This window comes from Aliiroseovarius sediminilitoris (assembly GCF_900109955.1).
Classification (GTDB): Bacteria; Pseudomonadota; Alphaproteobacteria; order Rhodobacterales; family Rhodobacteraceae; genus Aliiroseovarius; species Aliiroseovarius sediminilitoris.
This window is the reverse complement of the sequence record NZ_FOJB01000002.1, coordinates 102,121-118,474: the sequence shown is the minus strand read 5'-3', so window position 1 is coordinate 118,474 and position 16,354 is coordinate 102,121. Positions and strand designations below refer to the sequence as shown.

Here is a 16,354-nt window from a genome sequence, read left to right as displayed (position 1 = left end):
TACACATTAAATTATACTAGAAAAGACGAATCTTCGCGAAAAGGACTGATCTCATGACAGCTATGCCTCAGCTTTTGACCGATCTGCATGCCGTGACCATGGCGGGGGGCGATGCGCCCTATGGGATGATCCGCGATGCGGTCATCGCCATTCAGGATGGCAAGATCGCGTGGGTCGGGCCGCAAACGGAGGTGCCTGAGGAATTCGCGGGGCTGGATCAACGTTCACTGGGCGGGCGTGTCGTGACGCCGGGTCTGATCGACTGCCACACCCATATCGTGCATGGCGGCGACCGCGCCGTCGAGTTTGAAATGCGCCTGAACGGGGCCAGTTACGAAGAAGTCGCGCGCGCAGGCGGTGGCATTGTCTCGACCGTCAAAGCCACCCGCGCGGCCAGCGAAAGCGAGCTTTTGCAATTGGCGCTGCGGCGGGTCGACGTGTTGATCGCCGAGGGCGTGACGACCATCGAAATCAAGTCGGGCTATGGTCTGGATGCTGAGACCGAGCTGCGAATGCTGCGCGTTGCGCGAGCGATTGCCGAGCAGCGACCCATCCGCGCTAAGACGACCTTCTTGGGTGCCCATGCAACCCCTGCCGAATATGCCGGTCGCGATGATGACTATATCGACGAGGTGTGCATCCCCGCCCTGCGTGCCGCCCACGCCGAAGGGCTGGTGGACGCGGTTGACGGGTTCTGCGAAGGCATCGCCTTTCAGCCTGCTCAGATCGCGCGCGTTTTCGATGTGGCGCAAGAACTGGGCCTGCCCGTCAAACTGCACGCGGAACAATTGTCCAATCTGGGCGGTGCGAAACTGGCGGCAAGCTATGGCGCGTTGTCGGCCGATCATATCGAGTATCTGGACGAAGACGGCGTGAAGGCCATGGCGCAGGCGGGCACGATTGCCGTGATCCTGCCCGGTGCGTTTTATACGCTGCGCGAGACGCAACAGCCACCCGTCGAGCTTTTGCGCAAGCACAACGTGCCGATGGCTTTGGCCACGGATATCAACCCCGGTTCTTCGCCGCTGAATTCACTGCTGCTGACGATGAACATGGGCTGCACCCTGTTTCGCATGACGCCGGAAGAGGCGCTGCGGGGCGTGACGCAAAACGCGGCTGCCGCGCTGGGGCTGACCGATCTGGGCACGATTGCGCCGGGGCAGGTGGCTGATCTGGCGGTGTGGGACATCGCGGAGCCGGCGGAACTATCTTACCGCATCGGTTTCAACCCGCTCGCATTCCGCATCACTGGAGAGACCGCATGACCACTCTGACCCTGACCCCCGGCGCGACCACTCTGGCCGATCTGGAAACGATCTGGCGCGATGGGATTGCTGCCCGATTGGACCCGGCCTGCCATGACAGCATCCGTGCGGCGCAGGCGCAGATTGCTGCTGCCGCCAGTGGGACGGACGCGGTCTATGGCGTGAATACCGGGTTTGGCAAACTGGCCTCGGTCAAGATTGACCCGTCCGACACCGCCACCCTGCAACGCAACCTGATCCTGTCCCATTGCTGCGGCGTGGGTGAGGCGATCCCGGAATCCCATGCGCGCCTGATGATGGCGTTGAAGCTTCTGTCGCTGGGGCGCGGCGCGTCCGGTGTGCGGATGGAACTGGTCGAGCTGCTGGAAGGGATGCTTGCCCGCGGCGTGACGCCGGTGATCCCGGTGCAGGGGTCAGTCGGCGCGTCCGGCGATTTGGCGCCGCTGGCGCATATGGCCGCAGTGATGATCGGCGAAGCGCAGGCGACATATGAAGGTGAGGTTCTGCCCGGTGCCGAAGCGCTGAAGCGCGCGGGGCTTGACCCCATCGTGCTGAGCGCGAAAGAGGGGCTGGCCCTGATCAACGGCACGCAATTCACCACAGCCTATGCCCTGATCGGGCTGTTTGGCGCGTGGCGCGCGATGAACGCGGCGCTGGTCACATCCGCCATGTCGACCGATGCGATCATGGGATCGACCGCACCGTTGCAGCCGGAAATTCACGCACTGCGCGGTCATGCCGGCCAGATCGAAGCCGCCGCGACGATGCGCGCGCTGCTGGATGGGTCAGTCATTCGCGAAAGCCACCGCGAAGGTGATACCCGCGTGCAAGACCCCTATTGCATCCGTTGCCAGCCGCAGGTGACGGGGGCCGCGATGGACATGCTGCGCATGGCCGCCCGCACGTTGGAGATTGAGGCGAACGCCGCCACCGACAACCCGCTGGTGCTGAGCAAGGCGGGGCTGATTGTGTCCGGCGGAAACTTCCACGCCGAACCGGTGGGATTTGCCGCCGACATGATCGCGCTGGCCATTGCTGAAATCGGCGCGATTGCGCAGCGGCGTATCGCTTTGATTGTCGATCCGGTTCTGAGCCACGATTTGCCGCCGTTCCTCACGCCCAATCCGGGCCTGAACTCGGGCTACATGATCGCCGAAGTGACCACCGCCGCCTTGATGAGCGAGAACAAGCATCTGGCGAATCCCTGCGTGACGGATTCGACACCGACCTCGGCCAACCAGGAAGACCACGTTAGCATGGCCGCGCATGGCGCGGTACGCCTGTCGCGCATGGTCGCCAATCTGGAGCGTATCCTTGGCGTCGAACTTCTGTGCGCCGCACAGGGTATCGAATTCCGCGCACCGCTGGCGACAAGCGGTCCGCTGGCGGCCGTGATTGACGCCGTGCGTAAGCGGGTCGAGTCGCTTGGGGAGGATCGTTACCTTGCGCCCGACCTGGAAAAAGCGGCGGCGCTGGTCGCGTCGAACGCGGTTGTGGCGGCCACGAAAACGTCGATGCCGGAGCTTCGCCCATGACCCCTGTCGAGGTCCATCAGGGCGACAGCCCCATCGTTTTGGGCCTGCCGCATACGGGAACGTATGTTCCTGACGACATAAAGGCGCGGCTGAACGCGCGCGGGCAGGGGCTGGACGACACCGACTGGCATATCCACACGCTCTATGACGGGCTGTTGCCCGGCGCGACCACGGTGCGGGCGACTTTCCATCGCTATGTGATCGACGCCAACCGCGACCCGTCGGGCGTGTCGCTTTATCCGGGGCAGAACACCACCGGGCTTGTGCCACTGACCGATTTCGATGGGCAAGACATCTGGGACACGCCGCCCACCGAGGATGAAGTCGAGGCACGTCGCCAAGCCTATCACGCCCCCTACCACGCCGCACTTGAGGCCGAGTTGAACCGCGTGCGCGACCTGCATGGCATCGCGATCCTGTATGACTGCCACTCGATCCGGTCGCGCATTCCGTTTCTGTTCGATGGCACACTGCCGGATTTCAACATCGGCACCAATCTGGGCACCACCTGCGCGCCGCAGATCGAAGCTGCTGTGCAAAACCTGTGCCAGATGGCAGAGGCCTATTCCAGCATCACCAACGGCCGCTTCAAAGGCGGCTGGACCACGCGCCATTATGGCCGCCCCTCGGAAGGGCTGCACGCAATCCAGATGGAACTGGCGCAAAGCACCTACCTGACGGACGAGGCGACGCCTTGGACCTATGACGACGCAAAAGCCGCGCGGTTGCGCAGGCATCTGAAAACCATTCTGACAACACTTGCCGACATGGCACCTGACCTGAAAGGAACATCATGAGCGATCCGCGCAAGAACACCCGTGATATCTATCCCGCAATCGGCACCGAGATCACTGCAAAAAGCTGGCTGACCGAAGCCCCGATGCGGATGCTGATGAACAACCTGCACCCTGACGTGGCCGAAAACCCGCACGAGTTGGTCGTGTATGGCGGTATCGGTCGCGCTGCGCGAACGTGGGATGATTTCGACAAGATCGTCGCGAGCCTGCGCGATCTGGACGAAGATCAGACGCTGCTGGTGCAATCGGGTAAGCCCGTGGGCGTCTTTCAGACCCACAAGGACGCGCCCCGCGTGTTGATTGCGAACTCGAACCTCGTGCCGCATTGGGCGACGTGGGACCACTTCAACGAGTTGGATAAGAAAGGTCTGGCGATGTATGGCCAGATGACCGCCGGCTCGTGGATTTATATCGGGTCGCAGGGCATCGTGCAGGGCACCTATGAAACCTTTGTCGAGGCCGGGCGCCAGCATTATGACGGCGACCTGACTGGCAAGTGGATCCTGACCGGTGGTCTGGGCGGCATGGGCGGTGCTCAGCCTTTGGCGGCCGTGATGGCCGGGGCCTGCTGTCTGGCGGTCGAGTGCAACCCCGACAGCATTGATTTTCGCCTGCGCACCCGTTACGTGGACGAAAAGACCGACAGCCTTGATGAAGCACTTGAAATGATCGAACGCTGGACCGCAGCCGGTGAAGCCAGGTCGGTCGCCCTGTTGGGCAATGCCGCCGACGTGTTCCCCGAGTTGGTCAAACGCGGCATCCGCCCCGATATCGTAACCGACCAGACCAGCGCGCATGACCCCGTGAACGGCTATCTGCCGCAGGGCTGGACCATGGCCGAATGGCGCGAGAAGCGCGAAAGCGATCCGAAATCCGTTGAAAAGGCCGCCCGTGCGTCGATGAAGGTGCAGGTCAAGGCGATGGTCGATTTCCACGCCGCCGGTATTCCGACCGTCGATTACGGCAACAACATCCGCCAGATGGCGCTGGAAGAAGGGCTTGAGAATGCGTTTGATTTCCCCGGCTTCGTGCCCGCCTATATCCGCCCGCTGTTCTGCCGCGGCATCGGCCCGTTCCGTTGGGCGGCACTGTCGGGCGACCCGGAAGATATCTACAAGACCGACGCCAAGGTGAAGGAAATCCTGGCCGAGGACAGTCACCTGCACAACTGGCTGGACATGGCCCGCGAGCGGATCGCATTCCAAGGCCTGCCAGCGCGGATTTGCTGGGTTGGTCTGGGCGTGCGTCACAAGCTGGGCCTCGCGTTCAACGAAATGGTGCGCAATGGCGAGCTGAAAGCGCCGGTCGTGATTGGTCGTGACCACCTGGATTCAGGGTCCGTCGCCTCGCCCAACCGCGAGACGGAAGCGATGATGGACGGCTCGGACGCGGTGTCGGACTGGCCGCTTCTGAACGCGCTCCTGAACACCGCGTCGGGCGCGACTTGGGTGTCGCTGCACCATGGCGGCGGGGTTGGCATGGGCTTTTCCCAGCATTCGGGCATGGTGATCTGTTGTGACGGGACCGAGGACGCAGATCGCCGCATCGCGCGTGTGTTGTGGAACGATCCGGCGACGGGGGTCATGCGCCACGCCGATGCGGGCTACGAGATCGCCAAGGACTGCGCGCGCGAGAACGGGTTGAACCTGCCGGGTATTTTGTAAGGGCCCGGGGGTCTGCGCCCTTCGTCCGGCCTTTGCAGTCAAACGTAAGCTGATCACTGACCTGTCCGGGGTTATTCCCGGGCGGTCAATACTGCATCGTCACGCGGTGGCCACGGCGATAGGTCAGTTGCACGAAGGTGATCGTCTGCCCTTCAAGCCAAGTGGTGCGTTCGGTCTGGAACAGGGCGTCGCCTTCGCTGCAATCCAGGTATTCGGCTGTCGCGGCGTCGGCCTGAACGGCATGAAAGCTGATCTGTGCATCGGTAAATGGAACTGTCGACACCAACCATTCGTTGGGACCTACATCCAAAAAATCGTGCAGCTCGGCTTCGGGCAGCGCCTTCAGGTTGATCCAGCGATCCTCGTGCTGATACGGCGCGCCATCGGCGTAGTGCATGCAAATCAAATGCATCACCCTGTCATCGCGCCCCAGCGCCATACGCGCGCGCAGCCAATCGGGGGCGGGTTCGGCTTTGCACTTCACCAGCGCATAACGATAGGCAGCGCCCAGCTCCGCAATCTCCTGCCCGACGATGGGGATGTTCAGCCGCACCTGTCGGATCGGGTTCTGCCGGACCCGAGTGCCGGCCTTTCGGCGGCGTTCGATGATGCCGTCATCAGCCAGTTCGCGCATCGCCCGATTGACAGTGGCCCGCGCGCAGCCATAGCTTGCGGCCAGATCCACCTCGTTCGGCATCGCGCTGCCGGGGGCAAGCTCGCCTTGCGTGATCTGGCGCAGGATATCGGCTTTTACCTCGCGGTAGGTTATGGACATGATGCGATCTCCGATATGGCGGCAATGGGTCTTGGCCAATCCGTCGTGTTGGCGTGGAAAGATATAGACATAAGGCACAAATGGCCAGACATACCGTGTCAAACGTCAAAGCTGCGCGCCACGTGGTCCTGAAAAGACGCGACCAGCGGCGCGATATGGGGGTGCGGCGCACGGGCCAGCGCGATGCGGTGGGGCACCAGTGGGTCGGTCAGTTCCAACCGGGTGACGGGCTGGCCGTCACAGGCGGTATCCTGTGCAATGTCGGTCGCCATTAACCCTACGCCCATGTGGTTGGCAACCATGGCGCGCAACATCTCGACCGAGCCGGTCTCATGCGCGATGCGGGGACGGATACCGTTCATCTGCGCCAGCGTCAGGAAATAATCGCGGCTGTGCGGCAGGCTCATCAGGATCAGTGGGTCGGTCAGCAGCTCGGCCATGGTGACGGTGCCGCGACCCGATAGCGGGTGGGCGCGCGCGACCAGACCATAGGGGCGCACATCGACCAGCGGCGTGATCTCAAGCGACGAGGGCAGGCCGAAATCATAGATCAGCGCCAGATCAATCCGACCGTTTAACAGCCATCGGGTCAGTCGATCCAGATCGCCCTCGTGCAGTTTGATTTGCGCGTCTGGCATGGTTTTTTGAAAGCCGTTGACCAGAGCGGGCGCATAACGTGGGCCAAGGGTGGAAAAGACGCCAAGGTTCAGCACCTCGGCACCGTTGCCTTCGTTGCTGAGAGCCGATTGCGCCTGCGCGCGCAGGCTGCGCAAGGCCCCCAGTTTGCGCAACCCGAAGGCGGTGGGCGCGATGCCCTGCCCGGCGCTACGCACGAACAGCGGGCGGCCAAAGTGGTCTTCGACCTTGGCAATCGCCAGCGACACCGATGGTTGCGAGACATTCAGCGCCCGCGCGGCGGCGGCGGTGCTGCCTGTTTCCGCAGCGGCGATGACATAGTCGATCTGGCGAAGGCTTATAGGTATAGCGTGCATTTATCACCATATTAGCATTGTATATTTCTGCTTATAGCATGCACGCCCCTATGCTCAACCGATCAAACCCGGAGGATCATATGCCCACCCAGCCCCCCACCCCCCAAGCGTCCCAGCCCCTGAGCGGGGTCAGAGTGCTGGATTTCACCCGCGTTCTGGCCGGCCCCTATTGCACGGCGATGATGGCTGATCTGGGCGCGGATGTGATCAAGGTCGAAGCCGCCCACGGCGACGATTACCGCCATATCGGCCCGTTCAAGGATGGTGAAAGCCTGTTGTTTCAGGCGATCAACCGGGGCAAACGGTCCATCGCTCTGGACCTGAAATCGGCGGACGCGATTGCGACGGTCAAGGCGTTGTTGGCGGAGTGTGATGTGCTGATCGAGAATTTCCGCCCCGGCGTGATGGAAAAGCTGGGGTTGAGCTATGACGCGCTGAGCGAGGCGTTTCCGCATTTGGTCTATGTCTCGCTGTCCGGGTTTGGTCAGACCGGGCCGAACACGAAAAAGCCTGCCTATGACATCATCGTTCAGGCGATGAGCGGGTTGATGGACGCCACCGGCGAACCCGATGGCGCGCCGACAATGGTGGGCGAGGCTTTGGGCGATGTGGCCGGTGGGCTGTTCGCGGCCTGGGGCACGATGGTGGCCCTGTTTGAACGCAGCCGCACCGGGCAGGGGCGTCATGTGGATGTGGCGCTGTTTGACGGTCTGGTGTCGATGATGCCGATCCTTGCCTGTCGCACTCTGATGGGCGGCGAGACCCCCACGCGCACGGGCAACCGGCATCCGCTGTCTGCCCCCTTTGGCACCTATCCGGCGGCGGACGGGCATTTCGCGCTGGCGGTTCTGAATGACCGACTGTTTGCCACGTTCTGCGAGGTGATCGGGCAGCCCGATCTGGTGCAGGACGCACGGTTCACCACGGACACACTGCGCCGTGAAAACGAACCGGCCTTGGCCGCGTATATCGGCGAATGGGCGGATACGCGCCCCGTGGACGCGGTGGTTGAACAATTGTCCGCAGCGGGTATCCCCGCGTCCAGCATTCAGTCCGTGGCACAGGCTTGGGCGTCGCGGCAGGCGGTTGAACGCAGGTTGGCGTCCACTGTCACGCACCCTGATCTGGGCGTTCTGAACGTGCCAGAACAGCCGGTGCATTTTAGCGGCATTGGGCGCGGGGGGCGCAAGGCGGCTCCGGCCCTGAACGCGGACGCTGACGATATTCTGAACTCTTTGAATAAGGAACAAGGCGCATGACTTATCCCATGAGCGACGACGAACGCGCGTTGGTCGCGCAGATCGAGCGGTTCTCGACCGAAGTGCTGGCGCCGAAAGCCGCGCAGATCGACGAAGAGGCACTGTTTGCCACCTGCCACTTGGACGCGATGGCCGAAATGGGCCTGCTGGGCCTGAACCTGCCGGAAGACCATGGCGGCATCGGGTTGTCCGGCCCGGCGCTTTATGCTGCGGTCGAAGCGATTGCGGGGGCTTGCGGCTCGACCGCCTCGATGCTGACGGCGCATTTTCTGGCGACGGATTCACTGCTGTTGGGTGCGGATGCCGATTTGCAGGCGCGGATACTGCCCGATGCGGCGGCGGGCACGTCGCTGGGCGCCTTTGCCCTGACCGAACCGCAGGCCGGGTCGAACCCCGCGGACATGCGAACCACGGCGAAACGCGAAGGGGATGGATACCGGATCAAGGGGTCCAAATGCTTCATATCGAACGCGGGGGCGGCGGATTTCATGGTGGTTTATGCCAAGACCGACCCAGACGCCGGCGCGCGGGGCGTCAGCGCCTTCATCGTCGAGCCGAAGAAGACCGACGGTGTCTTGGTCGCGCCGCATGAGAAGACGATGGGCCTGAAGGGTGGGCATGTCTTCGGCATCAGCTTTGATTGCTGGGTGCCGGAAGAAAACCGTCTGGGCGACGAGGGCACAGGGTTCCGCACCGCGATGAAGGTCTTGGACAATGGCCGGATCGAAGTGGCCGCGCAGGCGACAGGCATCGCCGACGCCGCGTTGAAGGCCGCGATTTCCTATGCCAAAGAACGGCAGGTCAGCGGCCATGCGATTGCGGAATTCCAAGGTCTGCAATGGATGCTGGCCGACAGCGCCACCGAACTGGCGGCAGCCCGCGCGTTGGCGATGCAGGCGGCGACCCTGCGCGGGACCGGCGTGCGATATTCCAGCGAATCCGCCTTTGCCAAGCTTTACGCCAGCGAAGCGGCGTGGCGGATCGCGGATCGGGCGCTGCAAATTCACGGAGGATATGGTTACACCCGTGATTTCCCCTTGGAGCGATATCTGCGCGATCTCAGGATCTTCCGCATCTATGAAGGGTCATCAGAGATCCAGCGCACAATCATTGCGCGAGGATTGTTGGCATAGACAGCTTTTTGCGTCGTAAAGATTGACTCTATTATGTATTTACATAATAGCTATATGCACGGATTTGACCATGGCGCGACAAATGCCTGTTCCATGGTCGCAATTGCCGATTGGAGGATAGGCGCATGCAAAGACGGACATTTCTGACAACCGGGGCCATCGGCACCGCAGCAACAGCACTGGCAACACCAGCCATCGCGCAAGATAAACGCCAGTGGAAGATGGTGACGGCGTGGCCCAAAAACCTGCCGGGGCCGGGCGTGGCTGCACAGCAGTTGGCCGACCGGATCACCACCCTGTCGGGTGGACGGATCGAGGTGAAGCTGTTCGCCGCCGGTGAACTCGTTCCCGGCCGCGGCGTTTTTGACGCGGTCAGCGAAGGCACTGCCGAGCTGTATCACGCCGTCCCCGCCTATTGGGGGTCGAAGTCCAAGGGCATTTTGCTGTTCGGCTCGCAACCTTTCGGTCTGCGTGCGGATGAGCAAGTTGGCTGGATGGTGCACGGCGGCGGGCAGGCGCTCTATGACGAGATGTATGGCCGGTTCGGCATCAAGCCGTTCCTGTGCGGCAACTCTGGCCCGCAATGGGGCGGTTGGTTCCGCAACGAGATCAATTCAGCCGAAGACCTGAAGGGCATGAAGTTCCGCACCACGGGTCTTGCGTCTGAGATGGCGGCAAAGATGGGCATGGCAGCGGAAGCGATGAGTGGCCCGGACATGTTCCAGGCGTTGCAAACCGGTGCTCTGGACGCGGGTGAGTTTATCGGCCCCTGGACAGACAGTGCGCTTGGATATTACCAGGTTGCCAAGAACTACTATTGGCCCGGCGTGGGCGAGCCGTCTTCAGCCGAGGAATGTGGCGTCAACGCAGATGTGTTCAACGAGTTGCCGGACGACCTGAAACAAGTGGTGCAGGCGGCCAGTGACAGCCTGTATAACCAAGTCTGGACCGAATACACGACGAAGCACGCCATTTCGTTGCAAGCGATGGTTGCCGAGCAAGGTGTTCAGGTGAAGATGTTCCCCGAGGATGTCATCACGGCCATGGGCAAAGCTGCCGCCGAAGTCATCGACGATCTGCGTCAGGATGACGACGAACTGGTGAAACGGATCACCGAAAGCTTTGTGGCGTATCGCGACTCGGTCGGCAAATACATGGTCTATGCTGACAACGGCCAGATGAACGCACGTAATCTGGTCATGGGTTACTAAGACCTCTCGGTCAGGGCGCAGCGATGACCGCGCCCTGACCGACAGTCAAGCGGGGGCAGGCGATGGAGCATCTGGCGAATGCCTTGGACAAGGTGAACATGGGCGTGGCCTATGTGGTGCGCTGGTTGGCGCTGGCCATGATGTTGGTGCAATTCACCATCGTTGTCGGGCGCTACGCGTTCGGCGCGAATTCAATCGCGTTGCAGGAAAGCGTTTTATACATGCACGCCGGCCTGTTCATGCTGGCGGCAGGCTATACGCTACTTGTCGACAAACATGTACGCGTTGACGTGTTCTATGCCAAGGCGACGCCCGAGGTGCGGCGGCGGATCGACATTTTCGGTCATCTGTTCCTGCTGATGCCGTCGATGATCGCGCTGATCTATTGGTCATGGCCATCGGTGCGCAATTCCTGGGCAATCCTTGAAGGCCCGATTTCGGTGGGCGGGATCGAGGCGGTTTTCCTGCTGAAATCCCTGATCCCAGCCTTTAGCGTCCTCGTGATGCTGCAATCACTTGCCCTGTTGATCCGCCTTCTGGCCGTGAAAGAAACCTGATGATCGAATATCTCGACCTTATCATGTTCGCAGCCCTGATGGGCGCGATCCTTCTGGGGTTCCCTGTATCGTTCAGCATCGCCGGTGTGGCGGTGATCTTTGCCTATCTGGGCTGGATGCTGGGCCAGATGGATATCACACTGCTGGGCGCGTTGGGCCAGCGGGTGTTTGGCGTCCTGACCAACCCGGTGCTGATCGCCATTCCCCTGTTCGTGATGATGGGCGCGTTGCTTGAGAAAAGCCGTATCGCCGAAGGGCTGCTTGACACGATGGGTCGGCTGTTCGGACAGTTGCGCGGCGGGCTGGGTATCTCGGTCGTGCTGGTCGGCACGTTGCTGGCAGCGTCCACGGGGATCGTCGGAGCGACCGTGGTCGCGATGGGGATGATCGCGCTGCCCACGATGCTGCGCGCCGGATATGACGCACGGGTTGCCTCGGGCATCGTCTGCACGGCGGGCACGCTGGGGCAAATCATTCCCCCCTCGACCCTTCTGATCATTCTGGCGGACGTGATGTCCACGTCGTTCCAGCAGGCGCAATACGAGCAGGGCAAGTTCTCGGTCGAGGCATTGTCGGTCGGCCAGTTCTTTGCAGCCGCCGTGATCCCGGGTCTGGTGCTGGTCTGTCTTTACCTGATCTATATCGTGGCGCGCGGATGGTTGCGCCCGCAGGACATGCCGCCTGCGCCCCTTGATCTGGCCAAGCCTGACTGGCGCGAGGTGGTTGGCGCGGTGATCCCGCCGGTCATGCTGATCTTCGCCGTGCTGGGCGCCATTCTGGGCGGCGTCGCCACCCCGACCGAAGCCGCGTCGGTCGGTGCCATCGGCGCGTTGTTGATGACCGGCTATCGCATCGGCACCGCCCCGCGCTTTATACTTCTGGGCACAATTGCCCTGATCGCATTGGGTATTCTTGCCGGGGCCTTCCCGGTGCGGTTTCAGCGCAACGACCTGACTTCGGGCGCTTTTGGGCTTGGCATCTTCTATGCCGGACTTGCGGTAGTGGGCGGGCTGTCCGTGCTTCTGGCCCTGCGCGCCGCGTTGCAAAAACGCGTGGTGCAAGAGGCGGTCGGCTCGACCATGACGATGACGGCCATGATCTTCGCCACCATCATTGCCGCCGGGTTCTTCAGCTTGGTCTTTATCGGGCTGGGCGGAGAAGAGCGCGTGGCGCGTCTTCTGGCCGGGATGCCAGGCGGTGCAAACGGCGCGCTGGTCTTTTGCATGATCGTGATCTTCGTGTTGGGCTTCTTCCTCGATTTCGTCGAAATTTCGGTGATCGTTCTGCCGCTGATCACACCATCCCTGATCCTGCTGGGCCATGATCCGATCTGGCTGGGCGTGTTGATCGCGATAAACCTTCAGACTTCGTTCTTGACGCCGCCTTTCGGCTTTTCGCTGTTCTATCTGCGGGGCGCGGCCCCGAAAGAGGTCACGACCGGCCAGATATATGCCGGCGTTTTGCCGTTCATCTGTCTTCAGATTGTCGGGATCGCGCTGATCTGGCTGTTGCCGGTGCTGGCAACATGGTTGCCGTCGGTCCTGTTCTGACATTCACTTCTGTCCGATGGGTGCTCGGCCTGGATGGACAGACCGATGGCGAAAGCCCGCTTGAGTCTGATCGTCGGGGAACCGAATGCCCAGGGGTTGCGTTATCATCACAGTGATAATTGCAAACCACCAGGTTGGAGACCGCAGAATGCCCATAACATGGAAATCCTCGACCGCCCTTGTGGCGACCCTTTCAATGGCGTTTCCCGCGCCGATTGTTGCACAGACAAACGCGTCCGGCGCTGCCCCAAGTGTGCTTTGCGTTGATGGCAGTGAAACGCCCTGCGCAAGTGGCGTCCCGGAGATACCGGCGGAAAGTATGATCTGCGAAAACGGCGCAGCCTTGCCGTGTGGCGAGGGCGTGATTGCGGTTCCGAAAAGCGCGATGATCTGTGCCGATGGCGCGCCGCTTCCCTGTGGCGAAGGTGTGGATGCCAGTCTGCGCCCAGACATGGCGGGGATGCTGACCGCATTGCGTGAAAGCGGTATGACGCCGGAGATTGCGCAAGCTCTGAACTTGCCGATCCAAGAGGGTGGCACCGCCGAACCTGCCGCCGAGGTTGCGACTGACACCGGCACGGTCGAGGCAGCTCCCGCAGAAGAAGCGCCAGCGGTCGAAGCCGAAGCCGCCCCCGCCGATGCTGCACCGGTTGAAGCGGCACCAGAGGCTGAAGCGGAGGTGACGGAAAAAGCCCCAGAGGCCGAGACCGCAGAAGCGAATCCCTCCGAAGAACCGGCACCCGACACGGTTGAAAGCGATACAGTCACCGAAGCGACCACAAACGAAAGTATCGTCGCGCCGGAAGCTGAACCGACCGGCGAAGTTGCCGAAACGCCCGATGCGCAAACCCCCGCACAGAGCGCTGATACTTCGACTGAAACCACCGAAGCGGAGCCTGTCGAAGCGCCGGTTGAGCAGACCGCAGAGCAACCTGCCGAACAAGCGTCTGACGTATCGCCGGAAGAGGAAGCAGCGCTTGCGGATGCGTTGACCGACACCGAACCGACCGCCGAAGAGGCTGTAACGTCAGAGCCGGTGCCAGAGCTTCCCGTTCAACCCGCGGCTGAAAGTGGTGAAGCCCCAGTGGCTGCCGCCGCCGCCGCCCCGGTCGAAGCGGACACCTCGGCTGAAGTGACCGAGGAAGTGGTGACGGAAGAAACCGCCCGGTCGTCCGACGAAGATTTTGCCAACAAGGTCAACGAAGCCGTGAAGACGGTGATCGAGCAAAAAGACGCCACGGCGAGCGCCAAACGCGATGAAGGGCTGTCCAAAGGCGAAAAGGCCATCCTCTTGGGCCTGGGCGCAGTCGCGGTAGGTGCGATCCTGTCCAACAATCGCGAAGTGGCACTGAACTCTGGTGATCGGGTCGTGGTTAGCCGCGAGGATGGCAGCTATGAGATCATCAAGGATGATAACGCCCTCTTACGCCAACCGGGCACAAGGCTGCGGACCGAGACTTTTGGCGATGGATCGACCCGCACGACCGTGATCCGACCCGATGGCACAGAAATCGTCACTGTCCGCGATCCTGAATATCGCGTGCTGCGCCGGGTTCACGTGGCCGAGGACGGCACTGAAACGGTATTGATCGACGATACAGTTGCTGTTGAACCTGTCGATGTCACCACTCTGCCTGACCCCGTTGCGCAACAGGGTTTGACCGCTGACGCCGACGAAGACGCCTTGCGCAGGGCCCTGGCCCGTGAAGGTGTTTTCGATCGTCGCTTCAGTCTGGCGCAGATCCGGCACATCCCACAGGTGCGCAATCTTGTGCCGGTGATCGACCTGAATGCTGTCACCTTCGAAACCGGGTCGGCTGCGATCCGCCCGGATCAGGCGCGGTCACTGGCGCGTTTGGGCAAGTTGATCCAGAGCTATGTCGCCAATGACCGGAACGAGGTGTTCCTGATCGAAGGTCACACCGATGCAGTGGGGTCTGCCGCCTATAATCTGGCCCTGTCGGACCGTCGGGCGGAATCGGTCGCATTGGCCTTGACCGAGTATTTCGATGTGCCGCCGGAAAATCTGATCGTGCAAGGCTATGGTGAGGCCTTCCTGAAGGTAGATACCGAATTGGAAGAACGGGCCAACCGCCGCGCCAGTGTCCGTCGGATCACGCCGTTGTTGCGTCAGGCGTCTAACTGATCGGGCCGCGACGGCGCTCATAGGTTCGTTCAATCATAGATCATCACCGTTGCCCGTTCGCGTTTTGCGGGCGGGCAGCGGTGGTCGGGTCAACCCGCATTGGTTCAGATAGGTTCAGGTGGCGCCCCCGCCACGTAAACCCGTTCCACCGCGCGATCATCACCCATCATCATCAGCACGAACAACTCTTCCGACAGGGTGGTCGCGCGCTCCATCCGCAGGGCCATGGCGTCTGTGGCAGAGGCATTCAGCACAACGATATCGGCATCCGAGCCGGGGGCGAGTGTGCCGATCTTGTCTTCCAACCCCAGCGCGACGGCATTGCCGCGCGTGATCCAGTGGAAGGCACGCAGGGGGTGCAGGGATTGGCCCTGTAATTGCAGCACCTTGTAGCTTTCATTCAGCGTTTGCAGCATGGAATAGCTGGTGCCAGCGCCCACATCTGTCGCAATCGCATTGGTGATGCCGCGCCCGCGCAGGCCTGCGTCATCAAACAGCCCACTGCCCAGAAACAGGTTCGAGGTCGGGCAAAACACCGGGTGTGCGCCGGTGTCGACCAGCGCGTCGATTTCGCGTGGTGTCAGGTGAATGGAATGCCCCAGCAGCATCTTTGGGCCAAGCAGGCCATAGGATTGATAGACATCCAGATAGTCGCGGGCCTCTGGGTAAAGCTCGGTGGTATAGGCGATCTCGTCATGGTTTTCCGACAGGTGGGTCTGGACATAGCAATCGGGATGCTCTTGCACCAAGGCCTGCGCCATCTCCATCTGGGCTGGCGTCGAGGTGATGGCGAAGCGCGGCGTGATCGCATAGTGACCGCGCCCTTTCCCGTGCCACGTGTCGATCAGCGCCTTTGAGTCGTCATAAGAGGATTGTGGCGTGTCGCGCAGCCCGTCCGGCGCGTTGCGGTCCATCATCACTTTGCCGCCGATCATGCACATGTTGCGCCGGGCGGCCTCGGTAAAGAACGCATCGGCCGAGGTTTTGTGGACCGAGCAATAGGCGACCGCGGTCGTGGTGCCATGCGCGGTGATCTGGTCATAGAACTTGCCTGCCATCGTGGCGCTATGTGCAGGGTCGGCATATTGGGTCTCGGCGGGGAAAGTATAGGTGTTCAGCCAATCCAGAAGCTGCGCACCCCAAGAGGCAATCACCTGCACCTGCGGAAAGTGTATATGGGTGTCGATAAACCCGGCCATCAGAAGGTGGGGGCGGTGGTCGATCACCCGCGCGCCGGTTGACTGCGCACTGACATCGGCATAGTCGCCCGAGGCGATGATTTTGCCCTCGGCCATCAATATTGCACCGTCCTCGCGATACTCATGGGCGTGGGTGTCATCGGGGCCGTTTGGTTCGGCAGTGAAGGTAAGTGTGCGGCCACGCAGAAGGGTTTGCGGCGAAGTCATTGCATATTCCGTTCAAGAAAAGGCACAGGACGCAGCGCGCGCCCTGTGCTGAGTTCGGGCGAAG

General features: G+C 61.7%; 13 protein-coding genes. 10 read left to right on the top strand and 3 right to left on the bottom strand.

The window, feature by feature from the left end; genetic code table 11:
* The first annotated feature begins 53 nt into the window (after positions 1-53).
* The 4 genes from hutI to hutU are packed head-to-tail and all read left to right on the top strand — an operon-like array spanning position 54 to position 5,261.
* Positions 54-1,265, top strand: coding sequence for an imidazolonepropionase (hutI, locus tag BMY55_RS15580; RefSeq protein ID WP_091433005.1), 1,212 nt, complete (start codon positions 54-56; stop codon positions 1,263-1,265).
* The gene (gene hutH, locus BMY55_RS15575) at positions 1,262-2,800 is read left to right on the top strand and encodes a histidine ammonia-lyase (RefSeq protein WP_091433004.1); all 1,539 of its coding nucleotides are present in this window, start codon (positions 1,262-1,264) and stop codon (positions 2,798-2,800) included. Before hutI ends, hutH begins: the two co-directional genes overlap by 4 nt.
* The gene (gene hutG / locus BMY55_RS15570) at positions 2,797-3,597 is read left to right on the top strand and encodes an N-formylglutamate deformylase (protein WP_091433001.1); all 801 of its coding nucleotides are present in this window, start codon (positions 2,797-2,799) and stop codon (positions 3,595-3,597) included. Before hutH ends, hutG begins: the two co-directional genes overlap by 4 nt.
* Positions 3,594-5,261, top strand: coding sequence for a urocanate hydratase (gene hutU / locus BMY55_RS15565; protein ID WP_091432998.1), 1,668 nt, complete (start codon positions 3,594-3,596; stop codon positions 5,259-5,261). Before hutG ends, hutU begins: the two co-directional genes overlap by 4 nt.
* Before the next feature lie 85 nt (positions 5,262-5,346).
* Here hutU and BMY55_RS15560 read toward each other — a convergent pair whose 3' ends face one another.
* Both BMY55_RS15560 and BMY55_RS15555 read right to left on the bottom strand, forming a co-directional pair.
* Positions 5,347-6,036 carry a GntR family transcriptional regulator gene (locus BMY55_RS15560; RefSeq protein WP_091433222.1) on the bottom strand — a complete coding sequence of 230 codons (690 nt, stop codon included), beginning with the start codon at positions 6,034-6,036 and terminating at the stop codon, positions 5,347-5,349.
* A gap of 98 nt (positions 6,037-6,134) precedes the next feature.
* Positions 6,135-7,028, bottom strand: a complete 894-nt coding sequence (locus BMY55_RS15555; protein WP_091432995.1) for a LysR family transcriptional regulator — start codon at positions 7,026-7,028, stop codon at positions 6,135-6,137.
* Between the two features lie 80 nt (positions 7,029-7,108).
* Between BMY55_RS15555 and BMY55_RS15550 the strand changes: the two genes are divergently transcribed.
* From BMY55_RS15550 to BMY55_RS15525, 6 genes are all read left to right on the top strand, one after another.
* Complete coding sequence (locus BMY55_RS15550) at positions 7,109-8,287, top strand: CaiB/BaiF CoA transferase family protein (RefSeq protein ID WP_091433219.1); 1,179 nt, start codon at positions 7,109-7,111, stop codon at positions 8,285-8,287.
* Positions 8,288-8,295: 8 nt separating this feature from the next.
* On the top strand, positions 8,296-9,420 hold the full coding sequence (locus BMY55_RS15545) for an acyl-CoA dehydrogenase family protein (RefSeq protein ID WP_245744789.1): 1,125 nt from the start codon (positions 8,296-8,298) through the stop codon (positions 9,418-9,420).
* Between the two features lie 125 nt (positions 9,421-9,545).
* Entirely contained in the window at positions 9,546-10,631 is a 1,086-nt protein-coding gene (locus tag BMY55_RS15540; protein WP_091432988.1) for a TRAP transporter substrate-binding protein, read from the top strand.
* 62 nt (positions 10,632-10,693) lie between these two features.
* Positions 10,694-11,188: a TRAP transporter small permease subunit gene (locus BMY55_RS15535; RefSeq protein WP_091432984.1), complete on the top strand. Its 495-nt coding sequence runs from the start codon at positions 10,694-10,696 to the stop codon at positions 11,186-11,188.
* On the top strand, positions 11,188-12,738 hold the full coding sequence (locus BMY55_RS15530; RefSeq protein WP_177179392.1) for a TRAP transporter large permease: 1,551 nt from the start codon (positions 11,188-11,190) through the stop codon (positions 12,736-12,738). Before BMY55_RS15535 ends, BMY55_RS15530 begins: the two co-directional genes overlap by 1 nt.
* Positions 12,739-12,886: 148 nt before the next feature.
* On the top strand, positions 12,887-14,884 hold the full coding sequence (locus tag BMY55_RS15525) for an OmpA family protein (RefSeq protein WP_177179391.1): 1,998 nt from the start codon (positions 12,887-12,889) through the stop codon (positions 14,882-14,884).
* A gap of 104 nt (positions 14,885-14,988) precedes the next feature.
* Here the strand turns inward: BMY55_RS15525 and guaD are convergent, their stop codons facing one another.
* Positions 14,989-16,290, bottom strand: coding sequence for a guanine deaminase (gene guaD / locus BMY55_RS15520; RefSeq protein WP_091432977.1), 1,302 nt, complete (start codon positions 16,288-16,290; stop codon positions 14,989-14,991).
* Between the last annotated feature and the right edge of the window lie 64 nt (positions 16,291-16,354).

What these genes read in the sequence shown, in the direction of transcription:
- BMY55_RS15545 (WP_245744789.1), top strand. Translation starts at nt 8,296, where the DNA reads ATGAGCGACGACGAACGCGCGTTGGTCGCGCAGATCGAGCGGTTCTCG.
- BMY55_RS15540 (WP_091432988.1), top strand. Translation starts at nt 9,546, where the DNA reads ATGCAAAGACGGACATTTCTGACAACCGGGGCCATCGGCACCGCAGCA.
- BMY55_RS15535 (WP_091432984.1), top strand. Translation starts at nt 10,694, where the DNA reads ATGGAGCATCTGGCGAATGCCTTGGACAAGGTGAACATGGGCGTGGCC.
- BMY55_RS15555 (WP_091432995.1), bottom strand. Translation starts at nt 7,028, where the DNA reads ATGCACGCTATACCTATAAGCCTTCGCCAGATCGACTATGTCATCGCC.
- hutH (WP_091433004.1), top strand. Translation starts at nt 1,262, where the DNA reads ATGACCACTCTGACCCTGACCCCCGGCGCGACCACTCTGGCCGATCTG.
- hutU (WP_091432998.1), top strand. Translation starts at nt 3,594, where the DNA reads ATGAGCGATCCGCGCAAGAACACCCGTGATATCTATCCCGCAATCGGC.
- BMY55_RS15550 (WP_091433219.1), top strand. Translation starts at nt 7,109, where the DNA reads ATGCCCACCCAGCCCCCCACCCCCCAAGCGTCCCAGCCCCTGAGCGGG.
- BMY55_RS15560 (WP_091433222.1), bottom strand. Translation starts at nt 6,036, where the DNA reads ATGTCCATAACCTACCGCGAGGTAAAAGCCGATATCCTGCGCCAGATC.
- BMY55_RS15525 (WP_177179391.1), top strand. Translation starts at nt 12,887, where the DNA reads ATGCCCATAACATGGAAATCCTCGACCGCCCTTGTGGCGACCCTTTCA.
- BMY55_RS15530 (WP_177179392.1), top strand. Translation starts at nt 11,188, where the DNA reads ATGATCGAATATCTCGACCTTATCATGTTCGCAGCCCTGATGGGCGCG.
- hutG (WP_091433001.1), top strand. Translation starts at nt 2,797, where the DNA reads ATGACCCCTGTCGAGGTCCATCAGGGCGACAGCCCCATCGTTTTGGGC.
- hutI (WP_091433005.1), top strand. Translation starts at nt 54, where the DNA reads ATGACAGCTATGCCTCAGCTTTTGACCGATCTGCATGCCGTGACCATG.
- guaD (WP_091432977.1), bottom strand. Translation starts at nt 16,290, where the DNA reads ATGACTTCGCCGCAAACCCTTCTGCGTGGCCGCACACTTACCTTCACT.